A 22,768-nucleotide genomic window follows, 5' to 3' on the forward strand; every position below is an offset into this window, starting at 1 on the left:
AAACAGGAGCGAAAGGCTTTGGTTACTTTGGCCTCATCAAAGTAACTCGCCGAGGGGCGAAAAAATGACTTGAGTCGAACCCCAATCCATCTGACATCGCAGAACCGCCGTGCAAAGCGGAGCCACGGTCAGCGCCCGTCTTACTGCTCGTCCAGCGCAAACTCGGTCAGGCAGAACGTCGGGATCTTCAGATCGCGCAGGCGTTGCGAGCCGCCCAGTTCCGGCAGGTCGATGATCGCAGCGGCTTCATGTACCTCGGCGCCCATGCGGCGGATGAGGTTGGCGGCGGCGATCAGCGTGCCTCCCGTCGCGATCAGGTCATCGAACATGATGACTGAGTCACCTTCGCACAAACTGTCGGCATGCACTTCCAGATACGCTTCGCCGTATTCGGTCTGATAGGCCTCGGAGAGTACGTCGGCAGGCAATTTGCCTTGTTTGCGAAACAGCACCAGCGGCTTGTTCAGTTGGTACGCCACCACCGAACCAATCAGAAAACCACGCGCGTCCATGACGCCGATATGGCTGAAATCGGCCTCTATATAGCGCTGCACGAAGCTATCGATTACCTGACGGGTAGCCTTGGGCGACTGAAAGAGGGGAGTGATGTCGCGAAACACCACGCCCGGTTTGGGGAAGTCTACGACCGGGCGTATAAGGGACTTGAAGTTCGATTGATCGAAAGTCATCAGGTGGATCCATGGCAGGTTTGGCCGATAGTTTAAGCCGACCCGCCACAGATCGCACGTATCAGCTTTGCATCGCGCCGCCCGCCAGCGCGCACAGCTCGATCGGGGCGAGGATATGAATCTCTTTGCCTTCTGCAGCAATCAGCTGATTTTGCTGGAACCGGGTGAATACCCGCGACACCGTCTCGACGGCCAGGCCCAGATGATTACCGATTTCGTTGCGCGACATGCTCAGACGAAACTGATTGGCCGAGAAGCCTCTGGCTCGAAAGCGCGCAGACAGATTGATCAGAAACGTGGCAATACGCTCATCGGCGGTCTTCTTTGACAGCAACAGCATCATTTGCTGATCTTCGCGGATCTCGCGGCTCATGACGCGCATCAACTGGCGACGCAGCTGCGGCAACTGCACCGACAACTCGTCCAGGCGTTCAAATGGAATTTCGCACACTGAAGTGGTTTCCAGTGCCTGCGCCGAGACCGGATAAGCCTGGGCGTCCATGCCTGACATTCCGACCAGTTCGCTGGGCAGATGAAAGCCGGTGAGTTGTTCTTCGCCGTTGTCACTGATGTTGAAGGTCTTCAGCGCACCGGAACGTACTGCGTAGACCGACTCAAAGGTATCTCCCTGGCGGAATAGAAATTCGCCTTTTTTCAGCGGACGGCCCCGTTTGACGATCTGGTCAAGGCAGTCCATGTCTTCCGTATTCAACGAGAGGGGCAGGCAGAGTGGAGCGAGACTGCAATCCTTGCAGTGAGCCTGACTTTGAGCGCGCAACTTTACTGGCTCGGACATCACTTAATTCCTTGTGGGAAAACACACATAAGCCGTAAGGGTAACTCACCCTTGCTTGTCGGGGCCAGCCTGCAAAGACTTCTGCACCATCAAGGTTCCAGAACGGCTGCCGATAAGCCTGTATTCCCTTGGATGAACCAGGATGCCTTGGCATGTCAACGACACTTCCGTTGATCAACAGTATTACGATACGTACTGCGACCTCGCAGATTACGTATAGCAGCCAGACCAGCGAAAGCAGCGTCGAGACGCCTGCAGGTGAGGCAAAGGGTGTAGAGGTCAATCTATCGTCAGCGGGCAAGGCTGCCGCTGCGTCGTCTTCCAGAAACGCCGATATCGAGCAGAGCGGCCTGCCGTCTTCCGTGCAGAAGATCCTCAAGGCGATTCGCGAGCTTCAGCGCAGGATCGCGGAAACCATGGAGCAGATCCAGAAGGCTCTGAAGGACCCGAGTCTGAGTCCCGAGGAGCGCCGCACCAAGGTCGCGGCGCTACAGACCGTGCTCACCACATTGCAGGCGCAGGTGAGCAATTCCACGGCCGATTTGTCGACGCTGATGAACAGCCTGAACTCCAGCGACGCCGACAAGATCAAGGCGGGCATGCTGGTTCTGGCCAAAATGTAGAACCAGGCCCCTGGTCATATCACCCGGGAGAACTGCTGTCTGTTCTGCCGGGGCAGGTACGCATCGAATACCATGCACACTGCGCGCACCAGTAGCCGGCCTGCCGGTCTGACTTCAATCCCTGCATCGCTCAACGCAATCAGCCCGTCCTCTGCCATGCCAAGCAGTTGTGGCCACGCATCGCTGAAATAGTCTCTGAAATCGATGGAAAATGTTTTTTCAATCTCGGCGAAATCCAGCATGAAGTGGCAGATCAACTGCTGAATGACTGCGCGTCTGATCCGGTCGTCAGCGCTGCACATCAGCCCTCGTCTGGTTGCTGGCTGGTCGCTGTCCAGCAGCCTTTGATAGTCGCTCAGGTCGCTGCTGTTCTGACTGTACAGCCCGCCGATCTGGCTGATGGCCGAGACGCCCAGCCCGATCAGATCACAATGACCATGCGTGGTGTAGCCCTGAAAATTGCGTTGCAGGGTCAGATCTTCCTGGGCGATGGCCAGCTCATCGTCGGGCAGCGCGAAATGGTCCATGCCGATGTAGCGATAACCGGCGCTGCCCAGTTGCTCGACGGTGCGCTCGAGCATGAGCAGTTTGCTCCGGGCATCCGGTAGTTCGGCCGTGTCAATGCGCCGCTGCGGCATGAAGCGTTCCGGCAGGTGGGCGTAGTTGAACACAGACAGCCGGTCGGGCTGTAATTCGATGATTTCATCCACTGTGCGGCTGAACGCTTGCGGGGTTTGTCTGGGAAGGCCGTAGATCAGGTCGATATTTACAGAACGAAACTGCAGCGTGCGGGCGGCTTCGACGATGGCGCGGGTTTCCTCCAGGCTCTGCATGCGGTTTATCGCCCGTTGCACGGTCGGGTCCAGGTCCTGCACGCCAAGGCTGACCCGGTTGAAACCCAGCTCGCGCAGCAGGCCCATGGTCGACCAGTCCGCTTCGCGAGGGTCAATCTCGATGCCATAGTCGCCGGAGTCATCCTCGAGAAAGTTGAAATGCGCGCGCAGCTGCGCCATCAACCGGCGCAGTTCATCATGACTCAGGAAGGTCGGCGTGCCGCCACCCAAGTGCAGTTGCTCCACCACCTGACCGGGTGCCAGATGGCAGGCGAGCATCTGTATTTCGTGTTCGAGCCGCTGCAGGTAAGCCTGGGCGCGTCCGCGGTCCTTGGTGATGACCTTGTTGCAGGCACAGTAGTAACAAATGTTCGCGCAGAAGGGCAGATGCACATAAAGCGACAGCGGGCGCAACGCCTTGCGGCTTTCCCGCAGTGCATGCAACAGGTCGAATGCGCCTACCTGTGTGTGAAGTTGCACTGCTGTCGGATAGGACGTATAGCGCGGTCCTGCCACATCGTAGCGATGGATCAGGTCTGAATCCCAACGAATGGCGTCAAGCATGCGCACGTTTCCCGGTCAGGCTGGCGATGTCGCGAGCATACGCAAGCGCTCAAGGCCGGGCGTTGACGTGGATCAAGCGGGATGAGCTGCCCGGCCTCAGTGCCGCATCAGCCAATGCTGATGCGGCCCCGGCAAGGTCCAGAGACCAAACACGATCACCAGCAACCCTCCGGCCATGCGAACACCCCGCTGGCGCAGCAGGGCAGTGGTGCGCTCGGCGGCAAGTCCGGTGGCCAGCAGAACGGGCCAGGTGCCCAGCCCGAAGGCCAGCATCAGCAGGGCGCTGTGGAGAGGATTACCCTGGCTGGCGGCCCAGAGCAGGGCGCTGTAAACCAGCCCGCACGGCAGCCAGCCCCACAGCGCGCCGAGCAACAAGGCGCGGGGCAGGCTGGACACCGGCAGTAAGCGACTGGCCAGCGGTTGCAGGTATCGCCACAGGCCTCGGCCCAGGCGCTCGATATGCGTCAGCCCGCTCCACCAGCCGGCCAGATACAGCCCCATTACGATCAGTAACACCGCGGCGATGACCCGCAGACCCGTTGCCAGCGGGCTTTGCGCGACTGCCCAGCCGACCAGTCCGGAACCCAGGCCAGCAACCGTGTAACTGAGAATGCGCCCAAGGTTATAGGCCAGCAGCAGCCGGAATCGACGGCTGCGCTGCTCCTTGGGAATGGCCAGTGTCAGCGCTCCCATCAGGCCGCCACACATCCCCAGGCAATGACCGCCGCCCAGCAGCCCGAGAAGGAGCGCCGAGAGCAGCATCGAAGCAAGTTCAAACATCGTGTTTCTCGTCAGCGCCAGGCCGTTGCGGTTCTGACCGGGCATGATCCACCGGCGGCGGATCATCGAATAATATGCTGTGCGCCGGGCCTTCCATATCGTCGTACTGGCCGCTGTCCACCGCCCAGAAGAACACGTAGATCGCGACACCCACCAGCAGCAGCGCAGCAGGGATCATGATGTAAAGCGCGGGCATGAAACCTCCGGGGCAGGTTGTGACATCAGGGCGCGGCGCGGCATACGGGGCAGGCGCAAGGCGTTGAGCACTACGGTCAATGAACTGAGCGACATGCCGATGGCCGCCCATACCGGGGTGATCCAGCCCAGTGCCGCGAATGGCAGCATGAGGCCATTGTACAGGCCGGCCCAGAGCAGATTTTCGATAATGACCCTGCGCGTGCGTCGGGCCAGATTCAGTGCGTCGATCAGCACCGGCAAACGGTTGCACAGCAGCACGGCGTCAGCGTTGGTTTTTGCAAGGTCGGTGGCCGAGCCCATTGCCACACTGATGTCGGCAGCGGCCATGACCGGGACGTCATTCACCCCGTCACCGATCATCAGCACCTTGCGTCCCTGGGCCTGAAGTTGTCGCAGCACCTCCAGCTTGTCGTCCGGGCGCAGGCCGCCACGCGCTTCGTCTATCCCCAGCGCCTGCGCGACACTGACGACCATCGGAGAGCTGTCTCCGGACAGCAGCAGCGTTTTCCAACCTCGCGCCTTGCAGGCTTGCAACAAGGTGTCGGCATCGTCGCGCAGTCGATCGTCGAGTACCAGCCAGGCCAGCGGCCCTTGCGCATCGCCCAGCAATAGCCACTGGCCGGACTCATCGGTGATCACCGGCGGTTCAGTGCCGTTCGGCGCACAGACAAACGCCGCCTGGCCAATGCGCAGCAGTTTCCCGTCAACCCGTCCTTCCAGCCCCAGTCCTGGTGTGCTGCGCACCTCTTCGGCAGCCCTTGACGCTCGACCAAAGGCGCGGGCAATGGGGTGCTCGGAACGGTTTTCCAATGCAGCCGCCAGCTCCAGGCAGCGGTCGGCGTCCAGTTCGCGTAGCGGGTGAATGCTGCGCAGCGCCAGACGTCCCTCGGTCAGGGTGCCGGTCTTGTCGAAGATGACTGTGTCGATCTGATTCAGGCCCTCCAGCACATGACCTCGGGTCAGCAATAGACCAAGCTTGTGCAGCGTGCCGGTGGCTGCTGTCAACGCGGTCGGTGTCGCCAGCGACAGCGCGCAGGGGCAGGTGGCAACGAGCATTGCCAGGACAATCCAGAAAGCGCGGGATGCGTCGATTTGCCACCAGACAACACCGATCAGTGCAGCCGCAATCAGCGAAAACAGCAGAAAGGTCTGTGCAGCCCGGTCGGCGATCTGCGCGAGACGGGGTTTCTGCGCCTGGGCGCGTTCGAGCAGGCGGACAATGGCCGAAAGACGGGTTTCCTGACCCAGCGCCGACACTGCAATGGTCAGCGGACTCTCGACATTCAACGTTCCTGCGGTGACAGCGTCGCCCGCGCCGCGCGTTTGTGGCAGGTACTCGCCGGTCAGCAGGGACTCATCGATGCTGGAATGACCTTCGAGGATCCTGCCGTCAGCCGGTATCACCGCACCGGGGCGCACTAATACACGATCAGTCAAACGCAGCTCGCTGAGCATGATGCGCTGGCTCTGGCCATCGTCACCGAGGCGCAGGCATGAGGCGGGCAGCAGGTTGACCAGCTGCGCCGTGGCTGCCGCCGTGCGCTCGCGGGCACGGCGCTCCAGGTAGCGTCCGGCCAGCAGGAATAATGCAAACATGCCCACCGCATCAAAATACAATTCGCCAGCGCCGGTGACCGCAGTCCAGATGCCGGCGACATACGTCGCGCCTATTGCCAGCGACACCGAGACGTCCATCGTCAGTTGACGGCTGCGCAGGTCGCGTAATGCGCCGCGGAAGAACGGTGCGCAACTGTAGAACACGATCGGAGTGGTCAGAAACAGCGCCACCCAGCGCAGGATAGTGTGCATCTGCGGGCTGAGGTCGATGTTGAACTCCGGCCAGGTCGCCATGGTTGCCATCATTGCCTGAAACCACAGCAGGCCAGCGACGCCCAGTTGCCGCAACGCCAGACGGTTTTCTCTTGCCAGACGTTCGGCGGCGCGATCGGCCTGCCAGGGGTGAGCGACATAACCAATTGCGTGCAGTTCGCTCAGCAACTGACTGAGGGCAAGCTGGTCGCCGCGCCAGCGTACGTGCAGGCGATGGGTGGAGAGGTTCATGCGCGCTTCGGCCACTGCGGGCAAGCGGCTCAGGCGTTTTTCGATCAACCAGCCGCAGGCTGCGCAACTGATGCCCTCGACAAGCAAAGTGGCTTCTGACAAATCGCCGTCGTGGCGCACGAACGGTGCCTGTACTTCAGGGCGGTCGTAGAGTGCCAGCTCATCGATCAATTGCGTGGGCAGGCTTTCCGGGTTGGCCGAGGCCTCGCTGCGATGGCGGTAGTAGCTTTCCAGACCGCTGGCGACGATGGTCTCGGCCACCGCCTGACAGCCGGGGCAGCAAAGCTCTCGGGACTCACCGAGCACAACCGCCGTGAAACGGTCATCGACTGGAACGGGTAGTCCGCAGTGGTAACAGCACATTGGTGTGGCTGGGGGCAACGTTGCCATGTTCAGTCTTTCCGGCGTTGCGCGGCTTGCAGGGGTTCGTCGCCCAGGGTCAGGTCAGCAGCGCCGACCTGTTCTTCTTCGAACAGACGCCAGGTCTGGTCGCCTTCGACACCCAGCAGCTCCACAAAGCGCCGACCCTCGACCCGGTCCTGCAACTGCCCGATATAGCGGCTCGGTTCGGACGGACTGCGGGTCAGGAACACGCGGCGATCACTGTCGGGGCGCGTCGGGGAAATGAGGTTCAACTCCAGACGCTCCGGCGTGCTGTTGCCACTCAGGTGTAACACGACTTCGCCGGTCAACTCGTCCAGATGCACACGGGCGTGCAGTTTGAGGTTTTGCGCAAGCATTTCCCGATTCAGCGAGCGATTGATGCCCTTGCCGGCTTCGTAGTAGTTATCGGTGACCAGTGGGTCGGGGTTGGTCACTGCGATGAACACCATCGACAGGCTCAACGTCACCGAGCAGGTCAGAATGGCGATGATGATCCATGGCCAGAGGTGTATGTACCAAGGGCTTGCAGCAGTCGCAACGGGCATGACGGTGCTCTTAACGAAGGGGCGGGCCGATGAAACGGCTTTTGGTGTCGACACGTGTGTCGCTGCCGATGTCCTTGAGGGTAAAGGTGACTTCGTTGCTGTGCGCCGGGAGTTTTTCCGGCGCGCTGGAGAGCTCCACTGGCAGGCTGACGATCTCGCCTGCCGGGACGCTGATTTCCCGACGGCCCTGCAGCTTCAGGTCGGGCAGGCCGCTGGCCTCCAGCACGTAATCATGATCCATCTGATCCTTGTTCATCACTTTCACTGTGTAGACGTTTTCTATACGGCCTTCGGCGTTTTCCCGGAACAGCATGCGGTCCTTGCTGACATCGAGACCCACCAGGGTGCGCATGCAGAAGGCTGCGGTCAGTAGCCCGATCATCAGCAGCAGAACCAGTGCATAAGCGATCAGGCGTGGACGCAAGGTGCGGGTGCGCTGCCCGGAAAGATTATGCTCGGTGGTGTAGCGAATCAGTCCGCGAGGGTAATCCATCTTGTCCATGACTGTATCGCAGGCATCGACACAGGCCGCGCAGCCTATGCATTCGACCTGCAGGCCGTGGCGAATGTCGATGCCGGTCGGGCAGACCTGAACGCACATCGTGCAGTCGATGCAGTAGCCAAGGCCCTGAGCACGGTGATCGGCTTCCTTTTTACGCGGCCCGCGGGTTTCGCCACGATTCGGGTCGTAGGAGATGATCAGCGTGTCCTTGTCGAACATCACGCTCTGGAACCGCGCGTAGGGGCACATATAGATGCACACCTGCTCGCGCAGCCAGCCTGCATTGAGGTAAGTGGCCAGGGTGAAGAAGCCGACCCAGAAATACGCCCAGCCATCCGCTTCGCCCGTGAACAGATCAATGCACAAGTCGCGAATGGGAGAGAAGTAACCCACGAAGGTTATGCCCGTGGCAAAGCCGATCAGCAACCACAGGCTGTGCTTGGCGAGCTTGCGCGCCAGTTTGCCAGTGCTCATCGGTGTATGGTCAAGCCTGATGCGCTGGTTGCGGTCGCCCTCGGTGACTTTCTCGCACCACATGAACATCCAGGTCCAGACGCTTTGCGGGCAGGTGTAGCCGCACCATACCCGTCCGGCATAGACCGTGATGAAGAACAGCCCGAAGGCTGCAACGATCAGAATGCCGGACAACAGGATGAAATCCTGCGGCCAGAACGTTGCTCCGAAGATGTAGAACTTGCGTTGCGGCAGGTCCCACCAGACCGCCTGGTGCCCACCTTTATTGAGCCAGACCGTGCCAAAAAAGATAAGCAGCAACACGGCACCGCCCAGCATGCGCACATTGCGAAACAGACCTTTGAACGCGCGGGTGTGGATTTTCTCGCGCGAGGCATAGAGGTCGATGAATTCGCCGCTTTTTTCGGATGGCGGTGTGATGTCGTGTACTGGAATCTGGTTGCTCATTGATGGGTCCAGCGGCGGTGGAGTGGCCCGGGCCGATACAGGTCAGACAGGTTTACATCCGCGTTCAACGTGACGCACGTGAGTAAACGGCCGCTTCTTCATTCAACTGGCTGACCCAAGGGTTGAGCAGCGCGACCCCGCACGACTGAAAGTCGATTGTGTTGCGTGTGACAACGGTCATGCCATGCACCAGCGCAGTAGCCGCAATTAACGCATCGCATTCGCTGCGCGGGTCGGGAACATGCAGTTGGGCGCAGCGCCTTGCGACCTGAGTGTCGACTGTCAGGATACGTCCGGCGAACGCTTTCAATACATGCTGGTCAAGCCACATTCGCAATACTGCGCCCTGTACCGGGTCGCAGCGTTCGATACGCAGGATACCTGTTTCGAGCTCAAGAATCGTGATGGACGAGATGAACAGGCTGGAGGCCATCTGTGTTCGCGACCAGCGAAGCACGTTGGCGTCTGCAGTGCGCTTTCTGAGCTCTGAAACCACGTTGGTGTCGAGCAGGAACATCAGGACAGATCAACCTGTCGTGGAGTGATCACGGCGCGCTGAGGTTCGAACTCGATATCGATGTCACTGGGCATTATCAGCATGTCGGCGATGCTTGCGGCGCTGCCGGTCAGCTTCAGGTAATCCTCGATGCAAAGCAGCACATGGGCCGGGCGACCTCGGTCGGTAATGAATACCGGGCCTTCATTCGCGGCCTTCTTGGCCCCGCTGGTGTCCTGATTGAATTCACGGCTGGAGAGGGTAGTGGTCATGTGCGCGACTTCCAGAATGAGTAGACAGATTATCGTGGTCGTGAAGGAGTCTAGTCATGTAGAGATGTAACTACAACGAATTTGTTCTTACAGAATGCAACAACCATGGGCTAATCGAGCCGCGTCATCTGGATTCAGGTGGCTTCTCCTGGCGGGACAGGCTGTACACATAGGCAGCCAGAATGTGAACCCGGTCATTGCCTTGCAGTGCCTGCTGAGCGGGCATCTGGCCCTGGCGGCCATCACGAATGGTCTGCTGCAACTGAGCGAAGCTGGAGCCGTAGATAAACGCGTTGGGGTGCGTCAGGTCCGGCGCGCCAAGAATCGGCATTCCTTTGCCTTCGGGCCCATGACAGGCAACGCAGAGTGTCGCGAAGGTCTTCTGTCCCGCGACCGGGTCAGCTTTGGCACCTTCGGGTAACTGCCGGGCGTCCAGTTGAGTCAGCACGTAGGCCGATACATCACGCACACCCTGTTCGCCCAGCACTTCGCCCAGGGCGGGCATCACGCCCATGCGCCCGGCCATGATCGACGTCTTGATCGCCTGAGCGTCGCCGCCCCAGCGCCAGTCGGCATCGGTCAGGTTGGGGAAGCCGTAGGCGCCTTTCGCGTCAGAGCCGTGGCAGACCGAGCAGTTGGAGGCAAACAGGCGAGCACCGATTTTCAGCGCCTGCGGGTCTTTGGCTACCTCCTCGACGGGCATGGCGGCGTATTTGGCGAACAGCGGGCCGTAGCGTGCTTCGGCAACAGCCACTTGCCGTTCCCATTCGTGGACACTGCTCCAGCCTTGCTGGCCGTCGGAGAATTGCGTCTTGCTGTCCTTGTCCCGATAGTCGTAACCCGGCAGCAAACCCTGCCAGTTGCCCAGGCCCGGGTACAGGACTAGATAGCCCAGCGCAAAGACGATGGTCGCTACGAATAGATAGAACCACCATCTGGGCAGTGGGTTGTCGTACTCCTCGATACCGTCGAACGTATGGCCGACGGTTTCATCTGTCGGTTCGTCGGGCTGACCTTTGCGCGTGGACAGCAGCAGCCAGAGCATGGCGATGATTGTGCCCAGCGTCAGGACCGCGACGTACAGGCTCCAGAACGTACTCATGACCGGCCTTCCCGTTCAGCCCTGGCAGTTTCGACCTTGCCGATGGCCTCGGGGTCATCCGCGAAAGGCAGCAGGGTCGCATCGTCGAAGTGTGCCTTGCGGGCAGGGCTGAACACCCACAGCATCAGGCCGATGAACGCCACCATTACGACCAGTGTGCCAAGGCCTCGAATCATTCCGATGTCCATCAGGTTCACCGTTTGCTCTTGATGAGCGTGCCGAGGCCTTGAAGATAGGCCACCAGCGCGTCCATTTCGGTCTTGCCCTGCACGGTCGCCGCCGCACCGGCGATGTCCGCGTCCGTGTACGGGGTGCCAAGGGTACGCAGCACTTGCAGCTTTTTCGCCGTCTGCGTGCTGTCGATCTTTTTCTCGGCCAGAAACGGATAGGCGGGCATGATCGACGTTGGGACCACGTCCCGAGGGTTATTCAGATGCACACGGTGCCACTCATCCGAGTAACGACCGCCGATCCGTGCCAGGTCCGGCCCGGTGCGTTTGGAGCCCCACAGGAAAGGGTGATCCCAGACGCTTTCGCCCGCCACCGAGTAATGCCCGTAGCGTTCTGTCTCGGCGCGTAATGGCCGGATCATCTGCGAGTGGCAGCCTACGCAACCATTGGCGATGAACACATCGCGGCCTTCTACTTCAAGTGCGCTGCGTGGCTTCATGCCTTCGATCGGTTGATTGGTCACATCCTGAAAAAACAGCGGGACGATCTGCGTCAGCCCGCCGATGCTCACGGCAACGACCATGAAGAAGGCCAGCAGGCCGATGTTTTTTTCGAGCACATCATGTTTCATCAATGCGCTCCCACGACGGCAATGCGCGCAGCGGCCTCGGCCGCCTGCGGGTCAGAGGCGCGCACGGTACGTATCACGTTGTAGGCCATCAGCAGCATGCCGCTGGTGAATATGGCACCACCGATTGCCCGCACGATGTAGCCCGAGTGACTGGCCTGCATGGTTTCGATGAAGGAATAGGTCAGCGTGCCGTCGTCGTTCACTGCACGCCACATCAAGCCCTGGGTAATGCCATTGACCCACATCGAGGTGATGTACAGCACGGTGCCCACGGTCGCGAGCCAGAAATGCGTGTTGATCAGGCCGACACTGTGCATGTGCGGACGGGCGTAGAGTTTCGGAATCATGTGATAAACCGACCCAATGGTAATCATCGCCACCCAGCCCAGTGCCCCGGCATGCACGTGACCGATGGTCCAGTCGGTGTAGTGCGACAGCGAGTTGACGGTCTTGATTGCCATCATCGGGCCTTCAAAGGTCGACATGCCATAGAACGCCAGTGAGACTACGAGAAAGCGCAGTATCGAATCGGTCCGCAACTTCTGCCATGCACCCGACAGCGTCATCATGCCGTTGATCATCCCGCCCCAGCTGGGTACCAGCAGAATGATCGACATGACCATGCCCAGCGACTGTGCCCAGTCTGGCAGTGCGGTGTAGTGCAGATGGTGCGGACCGGCCCAGATATATAGCGTGATCAATGCCCAGAAGTGCACGATGGACAAACGATAGGAGTACACCGGGCGTTCGGCCTGTTTGGGCACGAAGTAATACATCATGCCGAGAAAGCCGGTAGTCAGGAAAAACCCTACGGCATTGTGCCCGTACCACCACTGGATCATGGCGTCGGTCGCTCCGGCGTAGGCCGAATAGGATTTGAACAGGCTGACCGGCAACGAGATATGGTTGACGATGTGCAGCATGCCGGTCACCACGATGAATGCGCCGTAAAACCAGTTGGCGACATAGATATGCCGGGTCCGGCGTTTGACGATGGTGCCGAAAAACACTGCAGCGTAGGCGGCCCAGACGATTGCCAGCAGAATTGCCACCGGCCATTCAAGTTCGGCATATTCCTTGGTGGTGGTATAGCCCATCGGCAGCGTCACGATGGCGCCGACAATCACGGCTTGCCAGCCCCAGAAGGTAAACGCCGCCAGGCCATCGGAAACAAGCCGCGTCTGACAGGTGCGCTGCACCACGTAATAAGAGGTGGCAAACAGTGCGCAGCCACCGAACGCAAAGATCACCAGGTTGGTGTGCAACGGCCGCAGGCGTCCGAAGGTGGTCCATTCAAGTTCCAGGTTCAGTCCCGGCCAGACCAGCTGCGAAGCGATGAACACGCCAAGGCTCATGCCGATCACGCCCCAGACCACGGTCATGATGGCAAACTGGCGCACCACTGTGTAGTTGTAGGTCGTCGGACTGGTTGTTGTGTTCATTACAGACTTCCACGATTCAGATGTTGACCGCAGACGTAATCGGGCTCGGGCGATGCATCGCTGGAAATGGCATCGAAGCACACGAAAAGGCAGGGGCAGGAACAGACAGGCACATTAGCGAGCGTCAAATGGTTGCAGCAGACGTGTGTCGGCGAGTTTAGCTTTGAAAGAAGGGTGTGGGAAGCCGCAGCGCGGAGCGGATAATCTGCGTTGTATTGTCAGCGAGTATTCCGCACCCCGTTGCAGGGTGCGGAGTTCACGCATCGCCGCTGGATTGGAGCAAAGCGGTGGCGACCTTCGCGTACAGACGAGTTGATCAGGACTCGCGCAAAGACTGTCACGTATGTTCAATCGGCGGCTGCATCTGTCATAGCCCAGCAAACTGGCCTGAGCAGGCATATGACTCTGGCGGCCGACTCAGCGGTTCTGTTGCAATTGTGCGAGGCCAGTACCGTCAATGAAACCGCCCGGCGGTGTCAGGTTTGGGGCGCTCATCGCCTTGGTACTTTTACCTTATGCACCTTGGCAGATTAACCGGGCGGACCTGAATGGTGGCTGTCCGGCAGGGCCTGTCGGTGCGTCCACGCGCTCTGCGCTTGCGCTATTCACGCAGTATTCGCGGTTATAGTAGCGGGCTACTCTTAGACTCATCTGAACGAGGCAAGCATGAGCAAAGGCCCACAGTCCGGCATCGGCAAGGATCAATGGCTGCAACTGATCAACGAAAAAGGCTGGTTATGGACGCCCACCCTGCTGGCAGAAGCGCAGGAGGCGCCCACCTTGCTGCTGGCGCATGGCGCAGGCGCACCGATGGACAGCGATTTCATGAACCACATGGCCACTGATATTGCGGCGCAAGGCGTCAGCGTCCTGCGCTTCGAGTTTCCTTACATGGCCCTGCGGCGTCACGGCGGCAGCAAGCGTCCGCCCAATCCGCAGGCGCAATTGCTGGAATGCTGGCGAGAGGTCTATGCCTTGGTCAGGCCTTTTGTGGCTGGGCGACTGGCTGTTGGCGGCAAGTCGATGGGCGGGCGCATGGCCAGCCTGATCGCCGATGAGCTGGAGGTGGATGCGCTGGTTTGCCTGGGATATCCGTTCTACGCCGTGGGCAAGCCGGAAAAGCCACGCGTGGCCCATCTGGCTGAACTGAAGGCACCTACTCTGATCGTTCAGGGCGAACGCGATGCGTTGGGTAATCGCGAAGCAGTGGAGGGTTATGCGTTGTCCAGCGCCATTCAACTGCACTGGTTGCCGACCGCCAATCACGACCTCAAACCATTGAAAGTGGCAGGTATCAGCCATGAACAATGCCTGGTCGAGTCGGCACAAGTGATTGCTCGTTTTCTGCGCGCCTGAGCTATCGGCAACGTACGTCAAAAAAGCCTTTGGCCACTTCGAAATTGATCGATGACATGCTGAAACTGAAGCGTCCGCGCAGGCGCAAGGTATAGGGATTGGCTTCAAACAGGTTCAGGGTGCCGTTTTGAAAGTGTGCTGAATGATAGAGGGTGTTTTGCCGGTGCTGCGTTTCGCTGTAAATCACTTTGATCTGGGCATGGCCTGGCAGATCGTGATCACCGGGTTTCAGGTTGCTGTCCAGAAACAGCCCGATAGTCGTTCGCTTTGTGCCCACCTTGCCGTCGACGATCAGCTTCCATACCCACTGATCGGGGGCCTGCTCCAGCTCTGCCCGCAGAGTCAACTGGCCCGCAAGGGAAAGCACCTTGAACGGTCGCTTGTTGACGCTGGCCTGAAAACTGCCTTCACAAGACGGTGGACGAACAAAGCGTTTGGCTGGGGATGTCGTGTGGTGCATGGCCTGACTCTGTAGAACGTATGAATAGAAGCAGGGCGTTGTCCTCTCGGGTAACACCCTGTTTGATGATTACAGGTTCATCAGTTTTCGATCATCTGATGCCAACGCCAAGACTGGAGTTGTGGCTCTTCAACTTGAAGTTTCCACCAGAGACCATGTTCTTCACGTAGTACCAGTTCCAGCCCCCAATGCCGGCGCTTGAAACAGTGGACGACCAATAATTACCGTTGCCCATGGGCCAGCGATTGCCGTACAGGGTATAGATCTCCACCAGCTCGTGAATGGTCGGAATCCTCGCGCCGTTGTTGCCTGCGTTTTTGCTGATCTGAGAAAAGCTCCCGCTGCCCAGGCCGATGCAATGGATGACGCCGGTGACGGTGATCAGGTAGCTCTTACTCGCGCCCGAAGCATCGGTCGCCGTAAGGGTGGCCGTGCCGTTGCCTCGAACCGAAGCCAGCCCGTTGCTGTCCACTTTCGCGACCAGCGGGTTGCTCGAGGTGTACTGATAGGGTGCCTGTCCGCCGCTGGCCTGACGCTTAAGGGTGGTGTCGGCCGGGAAGTTCGGCAGCAGGTCTGGGTAGCCTGGAAGCAGATAGACCTTGCCGGCCAGGGTGACCGGGGACGTGTCCAGGCCCAGTTCGGGCTGCGCCGCCAGAATCTGCAAGGCCAGCGTGCCGGATACCTGCACCAGACCGTTGACGCGATTGACCACATAAGAAACCGCCACTGTCTGCCCGGCGTTTGCCGTCACCAGAGCAAACGCAAACAGCATCTCCAGCGTCTTGCCGGCTTCTGCGCTCGACAGGGTCTTTTCCTTGGTGTCACTGCCGTTCGGCCCTTGCCATTGCACGATCACCTGATCGCCGGCTTTCAGGTTGGCGGTGGCGTCGATCACCACGGTTGCACCGGATGAAGCGTTGACCGGGTCGAGCGTGGTGCCGGTGGCTTCTTTTAGGGTGGGGGTGGGGAGGGGCAGTGCCACCATCTCACGGATAGTAATTGCCAATCTCTGCGATTCAGCAATTCTGTCTCCATGTTGCGCCGTATACCAGACCTGTACCTGCCCGTTTAGATTGGCATCGATGTACCGTTTGGGAATGCGGAATACGGTTTCCCTGTTGACGGTTCCTGTATTGATAACGGTGTATGTGCTGTAGGTGCCCCCTGCATCACCGCCTTCCCAGTGAATGGTGACTTTGTCTCCCTCAGCCATTGCCCGATAAGGCAACACGCGAACAATGGCTTCGAGTGGTATATCGGCCGGGTCGAGAATGCCGTCCGCACTCAGCTTGTCTACGGCAGGAGCTTCCAGCGGACTGCTGTTATCCACGTCCACGAGCAACCGTAGTATGGGCGATTTGAAGAACGCTCTCGCGTAGGTGGTTACGGTGTAGTAAACCTCAAGTGAACCGCCTGCCAATGCACTCACCTTTTCATCCGGGATCAAATACTCGATGCCCTTGCCGATATCATCGGTATTCAGGTTTTTAACCTCCTGATGCATGACCGTCTCACCGTTGGCAGCCTTGCCAATCCATACCAGGTTGATGTCGTGGCCGTCCGCCATAAAGTAATAAGGCGGCACCTGAGTGATCACATTGTGACTATCAGGGTTCAGAATTCCATTGGTGACGCCTTGGACATGTGGCAATGACAGTTGCTGCGGTTGACCGAGTACTGCGAGAGTCAGACTCTTTGAACGCAATGCCTCGCCAGTGCCTTTGATCACTGTGTATTTCAAACGCGCCCGGCCCTGTGCGATGGGATGGAACTGTTCATTGGGGATGAGAAACTCCACGAAGCTGCCAGGTATCTGAACCACTTTTGATGCGGTGAAGGACTCCAGCTGAATGCCTTCTGCAGTGTTACGCTCCATCACGAAGTTTATGATGTCACCGGTGGCGATACTGGCATGTGACAGCACGAGCGCTTGAACATCTGCGCCGGCCAGCTTATCGAGATCAAGCTCCATGTTGGGCGCCTGTGGGGCGATAGGGGCCTGCAGGCTGGAGTTGCCAGCCTCGACTGCAACATAGGCTGGGAAAGAGAAGCGTGACCAGTTATTGACGATATCCCTGACATCGTACCGGACAACAATATTTTCCGAGTCCCCTGCTTCGATAATAATCTGCTTGTCGATACTAACAGTGACCGGTTTACCAAGCTGGTCTGCTGTCAGAGGAGGGTGTTCGACTCTGATGCCGTGCCAATAGATGAAAATCGAATCCCCTGCAGCCATATTTTCGTAAGCGTCGAGGGTAACGCTTACCCCCTCAGGTGAGGTGATCACGCCAGAGGGGTTGACGGTCGGAATGTTGAGCTTCTCATTCTCATAGGGTGTGGCTGGGTCGGGGTCCCGACCACCGGGGATTTCCAGTTTGACGACTATTTTGTTAACAGGCGAATGTTCCTGGGCATTGGAGGGAAATGGCGTATAGAGGTAGTTGACATCAGTAAGACCTGACTGTATCCAGCGGGTATCCACATACAATGAAAAAAAGCCATTGGTGTTCGGTGAGTCTGAAGAATGTGTGTAGGTATCAATAACCTCATTGTGTGTGCCCCAGAACAGGTCGATGCGATCTTTTGGCTTGAGATTGATAGGGCCGATCAGTATTTCTATCGGCTTGGCGGGGTCTGCTACGTCAACATCGCCAATGCCTTGAGGGTTATAGCTCAAGGGCAGTGGAACAGGCAGTGCAGGTGAAGTCTGTAGTGAGTTCATGGATGTTCTCTTTTTCTTGTTTAAAGATAAATGGCAAAGTTCAGGCGAGGTCAAATTCTGCAGAGTCCACCGACACGCATATCGACGTAGGCGCTGGCGCGTTTCGAGTTACCTTGGCCCATAGTGCTTTTTACCTGGAAACTGATCTCGGCATGCCCATAACAGTGCTGGTTCAATACAGTACGGGGCACCAGAATATTAACGCCGTTCTGGACTTCTTCCTGAGTGAGGGCCGGTGACGTGACTGACCATTCGAATTTTTTATCATCGCCCACCAGCTCGTTGTAGGCTTCATAGGTGAAGACAATGACGTGTCCTGGGGCCATATTTAAATAGGGTTGGATAAAAATGGAGGCGCCTTGCGCACTGTTTTCAAAGGTGAGCGTGCCGTTGGCAGACAGCGACATAAATTGCGGCGCTTCTGGTCCGTCCGGGCCACCCGGTAATTCATTTTTTGAACGCACGATCAAGCCCTGCTCTGATGACGTGGAGAGATTGGGATTACCCTCGGTTTTGACGGTGTAATAAACTCTGATGTCGTTTCCTGCGCCCACGGCGGTGAACTTACTGTTCAGCGCAGTGAGCAACAGCGTACGGCCTGCGACGACGTCGCTGTTGGTAAGCGTGTAGGGTTGTTCCAATACCTCTTGGTCGCCCCAAAAGACCGTCAAGATCTGATTGGCCTTAAAGAGAGGGTTCCAGTTAATCAAGACGGTGGCGTCAAGTTCAAAGTCGTTCTCATCAATAAAGTTGTCTTCGTTGCTGGGCGTGCTGCTGCTACCTTTGATCGTCGGTTTGTCGAGAACGCCGGGCACGGGCAGCTCGATGTTGACAAGCACCTCAAGAGGGTCTGAAGTACCGGTAACCTGTCCATTTCTAATGACGTCATACTTGATATCGCGCAGACCACTCTGAGCCTGTTCAATGATCAGATACGGGACATCAAAAAACAGAATGAAAGGTTCGTCCAGGTCCTCCACGGCAATAGCGGCAGGCCCTAACTCTTCAGAACCCCAGTGCAGGAGAATCTGATCGCCTTCCATCAAAAAGGACGAGAAAGGAATTTTCACCTCGACGCTGGCCACTGACTCTGCGTAATCAATCACGCCGTCGTTATTATCGATAACCGGAGCAGGTAGGCCGGGCGTCACGTCGTTCAGAAACAGAGGGATGGTAATCTTCTGAGACTCGGCAGACGTGTTCCCGGCCCGGTCTGTCACCGTGTAATAGGTTGCGCCTGCAGGGCTGCCGAGAGCAGTAAGAAACTCCTGGGTAAACAGGATCTCGATCGCTTGACCTTCATCTTCCAGGCCGTTCAGTTCAAGCTCTGGACCGGGCACGTTTCCCCAATAGGTTTTGATAACGTCGCCGCGATTCAGTCCCGAATACCCGAAAATGCTACCGGTCAATACACCGCCCATAGACTGAAGCTCTTCAAGTGTCAGGCCATCTTTGGCCCCGGCCGGAAAATCCATATAACCCAGTTGATGGGCGCCCGGAGCGGTGCGGTCGACAACAAGCGTTTTGATTTGGGACGATTGCTCGGCACCACTGGGATAACCGATCGTCAAGTAGTCAAGTTTGTACGCGCCATCGTCTTTCAGTTCGGTGTCGACGGGGATGGTCAAGCGTAGTAACGTTCCGACCGGTGGAAGAGGTACCAGTTGACCTTTTAAACCGACTTTATTGCCATTAAGTTGCAACTGGTAAAAGTCTTGAAGCCTGGCACCTTCCCAGACTGGAAATTCGACGATGATGTCATTGGCAAGATCGGCAGTTTTTATAAGTCCGTCCGCTTCATCGGCGACAGGAACAAATGGTGGTATGAGCGTCGGTTCTTGATTGGGGCTGCGTGTGTAAAAATCGTTTTTTTGACGCATGTCGAAATTCCTCTATTTGATTTTTATTGACGAGCAGGAGTGTCCTGGCGCCGTCAGTCGATAACGATAATTCCAGGGGCGCTTGGCCGTCAGAAATAAGCTTTTGGCTTCATCTGGATTTTTAAGTAATAGGCTTTTTGAGCGGCTGTCAATGCTCTTTTGATAAGTATTTTTATGGATGTAGGCTGGCTGTCTAATCTGGTTAGCCTGATATTTTGTGGGAAAGGTACTACTAAATTTTCGGAATTGGACTACTTGTTTGTTAGTGGAAATCAATTGTATCCGCTAGCGGTGAAGCCACAATAAAAGTCCTATGAATGTTAAGAGTTTCTTATTGTGGCTGATTGTTTTATTGGAACGTGTGGGCTTTACAGGGCAGGGCTGGGCGCTATTGTGTGCCTCGCATCGACTCACGTGATGGCTGACTCTCCGCTTAGGGAGATTGTCAGCGACCGGACAGAGTATGTGGATGCGGCCAGCGCATTTGATAATTACTCTGTATACGGTACTGGATACCTTCATTCCGATGGGGCTGCGATCAAACGTATCTCTTCTTATGGCGGAAGGACCGAATTAACGGGCAATACCCTGGTCAAGGATGGAATGTTGTCTGACGGCGACGCTCGAGTTTCAGTTAAAGACTCCACCGTCCTCAGCGATAGCGGGGTAGCGCTCATCGTGCAGGGCGACTCGAACGTGACACTTGAACACAGTGTCGTTGAGGGAAAAGGGGGCGGCATTACCGTTGTCGAGGACGCCTCGGCCCTGATCAGCAATACGCAGGTCAGCTCGCTGCAGGATGACGTTGATAGACACACTGGCTGGGGCGTTGGCATTTTTGGCGCTCGCGCTGACATCACTTCCCGAAGCTATATAAAAGGCTTGTCTCACGGGGTATGGTTCACTCACCCACGTCTTACAGTGGGTGATGGAACGCAGTTCAATCACGGTCAGATGAGCATCGACAACTCTACCGTCGAAGGGCTGACAGGAGCCGCCATAAGGGTGGAAGGGCGTGAGGGTATAAGCCACCTTGCGGATATTGAGATCAAGAACAACACCCTCCTGCTGTCCGGCAATGGCATGCTTCTTGAGGTTCTGAACCAGAGCACCGCCAACTTCAACGTCGACAACAGCACCCTCTACGGCGACCTTGTCGCCGATGACACCAGCACCCTGAACATCACGCTGCAAAACGGCGCGCAATTGAACGGCGACATCGTCAATGGCAACCGTCTGGCGATTACCTCGGGCAGTCACTGGCAGATGCAGGGCGACAATGCCGTCAGGTCGCTTTCCCTGCACGGGGGCAGGGTTTCGTTTGCTGGTGAAGGGTTTCATACCCTTTCGCTGAATGAGTTGTCAGGGGGTGGCACGTTCGGCTTGCGCGTGGATCTGGACAACGGCGTCGGAGACCTCATTGACGTCATCGGCCAGGCCAGTGGGCAGTTTGGCTTGCGGGTGCGCAACACGGGGGAGGAGGTTGTGTCTGCCGACATGGCACCGCTCAAGGTGGTGCATACCGAAGGTGGCGACGCGCAATTCAGCCTCCTGGGCGGGCGGGTTGACCTGGGCGCCTATTCGTATTTGCTGGAGCAGCAGGGCAATGACTGGTTCATCGTCGGTAAAGACAAGGTCATAAGCCCTTCGACCCAGAGCGCGCTTGCCCTTTACAGCGCGGCACCTGCTATCTGGATGAGTGAGCTCTCTACCTTGCGTTCGCGCATGGGTGAGGTTCGTGCAAGCGGCAGGGCGGGCGGCTGGATGCGTGCCTATGGCAACAGGCTGAATGCCACGACCAGTGACGGTGTCGACTACCGGCAGAAACAAAGTGGCCTGTCGCTGGGTGCCGATGCGCCCGTCGAGGTCGGCAACGGCCAGCTGGTGGTGGGTGTGCTGGGAGGGTACAGCACGTCCGGTATCGATTTGAGCCATGGCACCACGGGTAAAGTCGACAGCTACTATGCAGGCGCCTATGCCACCTGGCTGTCGGACGATGGCTACTACGTTGACGGCGTGCTCAAACTCAACCGCTTTCGCAACAAGGCAGATGTTGCCATGAGCGATGCAAGCAAGGCCAAGGGTGACTACACCAACAACGGGGTAGGGGGCTGGGTAGAGTTCGGCCGCCATATCAAGCTGGCGGACGATTACTTCCTTGAGCCCTTCGCTCAGTTGTCCAGTGTTGTCGTTCAGGGGCAGGAACTGCGCCTGGACAACGGCATGAAGGCGAAGAACGACCAGACCCAGTCGGTATTGGGCAAGGTGGGTACCTCGCTGGGCCGCAGTGTTGCGCTCAAGGATGGCGGAGTATTGCAGCCTTATGTACGTGTCGCCATTGCACAGGAGTTTTCGCGCCGCAACGAGGTGAAAGCCAACGATGTGAAATTCGATAACAGCCTGTTCGGTTCGCGCGGCGAACTGGGCGCCGGGGTATCGGTGTCGCTGTCCGAGCGTCTGAAACTGCACGCAGATTTCGATTACATGAAAGGTCGGCATATCGAGCAACCCTGGGGGGCGAATGTGGGGCTGCGCCTGGCATTCTGATTCTTGAGGCCAGTGCCTGAGCAACACCAGAGCCCCCGGTGAGTGATCACCGGGGGCTTTTCAGTTATTGATCGGTAAACCTGCGTTTGCGTTGTCTCTGTCGGGAGGTGACAGGCACCGCGTAGTTGACGTTTACCCGTAGCACTGGCGATGTGCCGATCCGTCGATGATCACGATAAAGCTCGTAATACAGGTCAACCAGACCGTACTGAACATAGGGCGTGAAAGTGTAGGAAATACACAGCACACGTATCACGCTGTTTTCGCCCACCCGATGGAAAAGCGTGGTCGATGACAGGTTTTTTCCCCAATAAAAACGGATTTCGTCACCCCAGCACATTTTGACTGACCCTGGGATATGAATGGTGATGCCCGCATGTGCCTGTTCGTGACTGATGGAATCAGGATCGATGTCAGGCAGCACAGGTGCTTTCAGCGTGTCGGAAATATCGGATGGAAGATGGAGGGGGCTCGCGTGTCGGTAGAGGCTCTGGTGGGGGGGGCTTCTTGAACAGTGCTCGCGCTGTTGGGATTGTTTTGTTCTTTTTGGGTGCGCGCCGCTACATCCGTGGATTGTTCTTTGTAGTGGTCAACTTTTTCCGGACACCTCAATCGGTGATCGTCAGGCCGCTTGCCGCTCATACTGATTGGGCGGCACGTAGCCCAGTGTCGAGTGCAATCGCCCCTCGTTATAGAACCGCACGATGTAATCCGTGATGTCCTTTACTGCTTCGCCGAGGTTGGCGTAATCCTTTCTCCAGGTGCGCTCCATTTTCAGGTTCAGGAAAAA

The 22,768-nt window shown here is 57.7% G+C and carries 21 protein-coding genes and 1 pseudogene; 3 read left to right on the plus strand and 19 right to left on the minus strand.

Translation table 11 applies throughout. The features are described 5' to 3' along the window. Positions 1–140 precede the first annotated feature (140 nt). Together RGM3321_RS06015 and fnr are read right to left on the minus strand one after the other, a co-directional pair. The gene (locus tag RGM3321_RS06015; RefSeq protein WP_122280570.1) at positions 141–689 is read right to left on the minus strand and encodes an adenine phosphoribosyltransferase; all 549 of its coding nucleotides are present in this window, start codon (positions 687–689) and stop codon (positions 141–143) included. A gap of 61 nt (positions 690–750) precedes the next feature. Next, entirely contained in the window at positions 751–1,485 is a 735-nt protein-coding gene (gene fnr, locus RGM3321_RS06020; RefSeq protein WP_244392028.1) for a fumarate/nitrate reduction transcriptional regulator Fnr, read from the minus strand. Positions 1,486–1,637: 152 nt separating this feature from the next. Between fnr and RGM3321_RS06025 the strand changes: the two genes are divergently transcribed. Then, the gene (locus RGM3321_RS06025) at positions 1,638–2,108 is read left to right on the plus strand and encodes a chemotaxis protein (protein WP_244392030.1); all 471 of its coding nucleotides are present in this window, start codon (positions 1,638–1,640) and stop codon (positions 2,106–2,108) included. A gap of 14 nt (positions 2,109–2,122) precedes the next feature. Here the strand turns inward: RGM3321_RS06025 and hemN are convergent, their stop codons facing one another. The 12 genes from hemN to ccoN all read right to left on the minus strand — a co-directional run bounded on the left by hemN (position 2,123) and on the right by ccoN (position 13,010). Beyond that, a complete protein-coding gene (gene hemN, locus RGM3321_RS06030; protein ID WP_244392031.1) occupies positions 2,123–3,505 on the minus strand; it encodes an oxygen-independent coproporphyrinogen III oxidase in 1,383 nt (460 codons plus the stop codon). 96 nt (positions 3,506–3,601) lie between these two features. Next, positions 3,602–4,285, minus strand: coding sequence for a sulfite exporter TauE/SafE family protein (locus RGM3321_RS06035; protein WP_244392032.1), 684 nt, complete (start codon positions 4,283–4,285; stop codon positions 3,602–3,604). Further along, positions 4,278–4,481: a cbb3-type cytochrome oxidase assembly protein CcoS gene (ccoS, locus tag RGM3321_RS06040; RefSeq protein ID WP_058402109.1), complete on the minus strand. Its 204-nt coding sequence runs from the start codon at positions 4,479–4,481 to the stop codon at positions 4,278–4,280. Before ccoS ends, RGM3321_RS06035 begins: the two co-directional genes overlap by 8 nt. Further along, positions 4,460–6,934: a heavy metal translocating P-type ATPase gene (locus RGM3321_RS06045; protein WP_244392033.1), complete on the minus strand. Its 2,475-nt coding sequence runs from the start codon at positions 6,932–6,934 to the stop codon at positions 4,460–4,462. Before RGM3321_RS06045 ends, ccoS begins: the two co-directional genes overlap by 22 nt. A 2-nt stretch (positions 6,935–6,936) precedes the next feature. Continuing rightward, positions 6,937–7,473, minus strand: a complete 537-nt coding sequence (locus RGM3321_RS06050) for a FixH family protein (protein WP_244392034.1) — start codon at positions 7,471–7,473, stop codon at positions 6,937–6,939. Positions 7,474–7,483: 10 nt separating this feature from the next. Beyond that, positions 7,484–8,896, minus strand: a complete 1,413-nt coding sequence (gene ccoG, locus RGM3321_RS06055; RefSeq protein WP_244392035.1) for a cytochrome c oxidase accessory protein CcoG — start codon at positions 8,894–8,896, stop codon at positions 7,484–7,486. A 64-nt stretch (positions 8,897–8,960) separates the two neighbouring features. Continuing rightward, a complete protein-coding gene (locus RGM3321_RS06060; RefSeq protein ID WP_244392036.1) occupies positions 8,961–9,413 on the minus strand; it encodes a type II toxin-antitoxin system VapC family toxin in 453 nt (150 codons plus the stop codon). Continuing rightward, positions 9,413–9,664, minus strand: coding sequence for a type II toxin-antitoxin system prevent-host-death family antitoxin (locus tag RGM3321_RS06065; RefSeq protein WP_244392037.1), 252 nt, complete (start codon positions 9,662–9,664; stop codon positions 9,413–9,415). Before RGM3321_RS06065 ends, RGM3321_RS06060 begins: the two co-directional genes overlap by 1 nt. A 124-nt stretch (positions 9,665–9,788) precedes the next feature. Continuing rightward, a complete protein-coding gene (ccoP, locus tag RGM3321_RS06070; protein ID WP_244392038.1) occupies positions 9,789–10,766 on the minus strand; it encodes a cytochrome-c oxidase, cbb3-type subunit III in 978 nt (325 codons plus the stop codon). Further along, on the minus strand, positions 10,763–10,954 hold the full coding sequence (locus RGM3321_RS06075; RefSeq protein ID WP_244392039.1) for a cbb3-type cytochrome c oxidase subunit 3: 192 nt from the start codon (positions 10,952–10,954) through the stop codon (positions 10,763–10,765). The genes ccoP and RGM3321_RS06075 overlap by 4 nt, the downstream gene beginning before the upstream one ends. Positions 10,955–10,959: 5 nt before the next feature. After that, the gene (gene ccoO, locus RGM3321_RS06080; RefSeq protein WP_244392040.1) at positions 10,960–11,568 is read right to left on the minus strand and encodes a cytochrome-c oxidase, cbb3-type subunit II; all 609 of its coding nucleotides are present in this window, start codon (positions 11,566–11,568) and stop codon (positions 10,960–10,962) included. Then, on the minus strand, positions 11,568–13,010 hold the full coding sequence (gene ccoN, locus RGM3321_RS06085; RefSeq protein ID WP_244392041.1) for a cytochrome-c oxidase, cbb3-type subunit I: 1,443 nt from the start codon (positions 13,008–13,010) through the stop codon (positions 11,568–11,570). Before ccoN ends, ccoO begins: the two co-directional genes overlap by 1 nt. A 666-nt stretch (positions 13,011–13,676) precedes the next feature. Here ccoN and RGM3321_RS06090 point away from each other — a divergent pair. Next, positions 13,677–14,366: an alpha/beta family hydrolase gene (locus RGM3321_RS06090; RefSeq protein ID WP_244392042.1), complete on the plus strand. Its 690-nt coding sequence runs from the start codon at positions 13,677–13,679 to the stop codon at positions 14,364–14,366. Between the two features lies 1 nt (position 14,367). Here RGM3321_RS06090 and RGM3321_RS06095 read toward each other — a convergent pair whose 3' ends face one another. From RGM3321_RS06095 to RGM3321_RS06105, 3 genes are all read right to left on the minus strand, one after another. Then, complete coding sequence (locus RGM3321_RS06095) at positions 14,368–14,826, minus strand: hypothetical protein (protein ID WP_244392043.1); 459 nt, start codon at positions 14,824–14,826, stop codon at positions 14,368–14,370. 91 nt (positions 14,827–14,917) lie between these two features. Beyond that, positions 14,918–17,551: a hypothetical protein gene (locus RGM3321_RS06100; protein ID WP_244392044.1), complete on the minus strand. Its 2,634-nt coding sequence runs from the start codon at positions 17,549–17,551 to the stop codon at positions 14,918–14,920. Positions 17,552–17,601: 50 nt separating this feature from the next. After that, positions 17,602–19,431, minus strand: a complete 1,830-nt coding sequence (locus RGM3321_RS06105; protein ID WP_244392045.1) for a hypothetical protein — start codon at positions 19,429–19,431, stop codon at positions 17,602–17,604. A gap of 603 nt (positions 19,432–20,034) precedes the next feature. Here RGM3321_RS06105 and RGM3321_RS06110 point away from each other — a divergent pair. After that, positions 20,035–21,978 carry an autotransporter outer membrane beta-barrel domain-containing protein gene (locus tag RGM3321_RS06110; protein ID WP_244392046.1) on the plus strand — a complete coding sequence of 648 codons (1,944 nt, stop codon included), beginning with the start codon at positions 20,035–20,037 and terminating at the stop codon, positions 21,976–21,978. Between the two features lie 64 nt (positions 21,979–22,042). On the opposite strand, the pseudogene RGM3321_RS06115 reads toward RGM3321_RS06110, so the two are convergent. Beyond that, a pseudogene (locus RGM3321_RS06115) lies at positions 22,043–22,620 on the minus strand (hypothetical protein). Next, positions 22,601–22,768: IS3 family transposase (locus RGM3321_RS06120; protein WP_244392047.1), on the minus strand; the 168-nt coding region annotated here is incomplete at its 5' end. The gene RGM3321_RS06120 and the pseudogene RGM3321_RS06115, both read right to left, overlap by 20 nt.

Source organism: Pseudomonas sp. RGM 3321, from assembly GCF_022836805.1.
Classification (GTDB): Bacteria; Pseudomonadota; Gammaproteobacteria; order Pseudomonadales; family Pseudomonadaceae; genus Aquipseudomonas.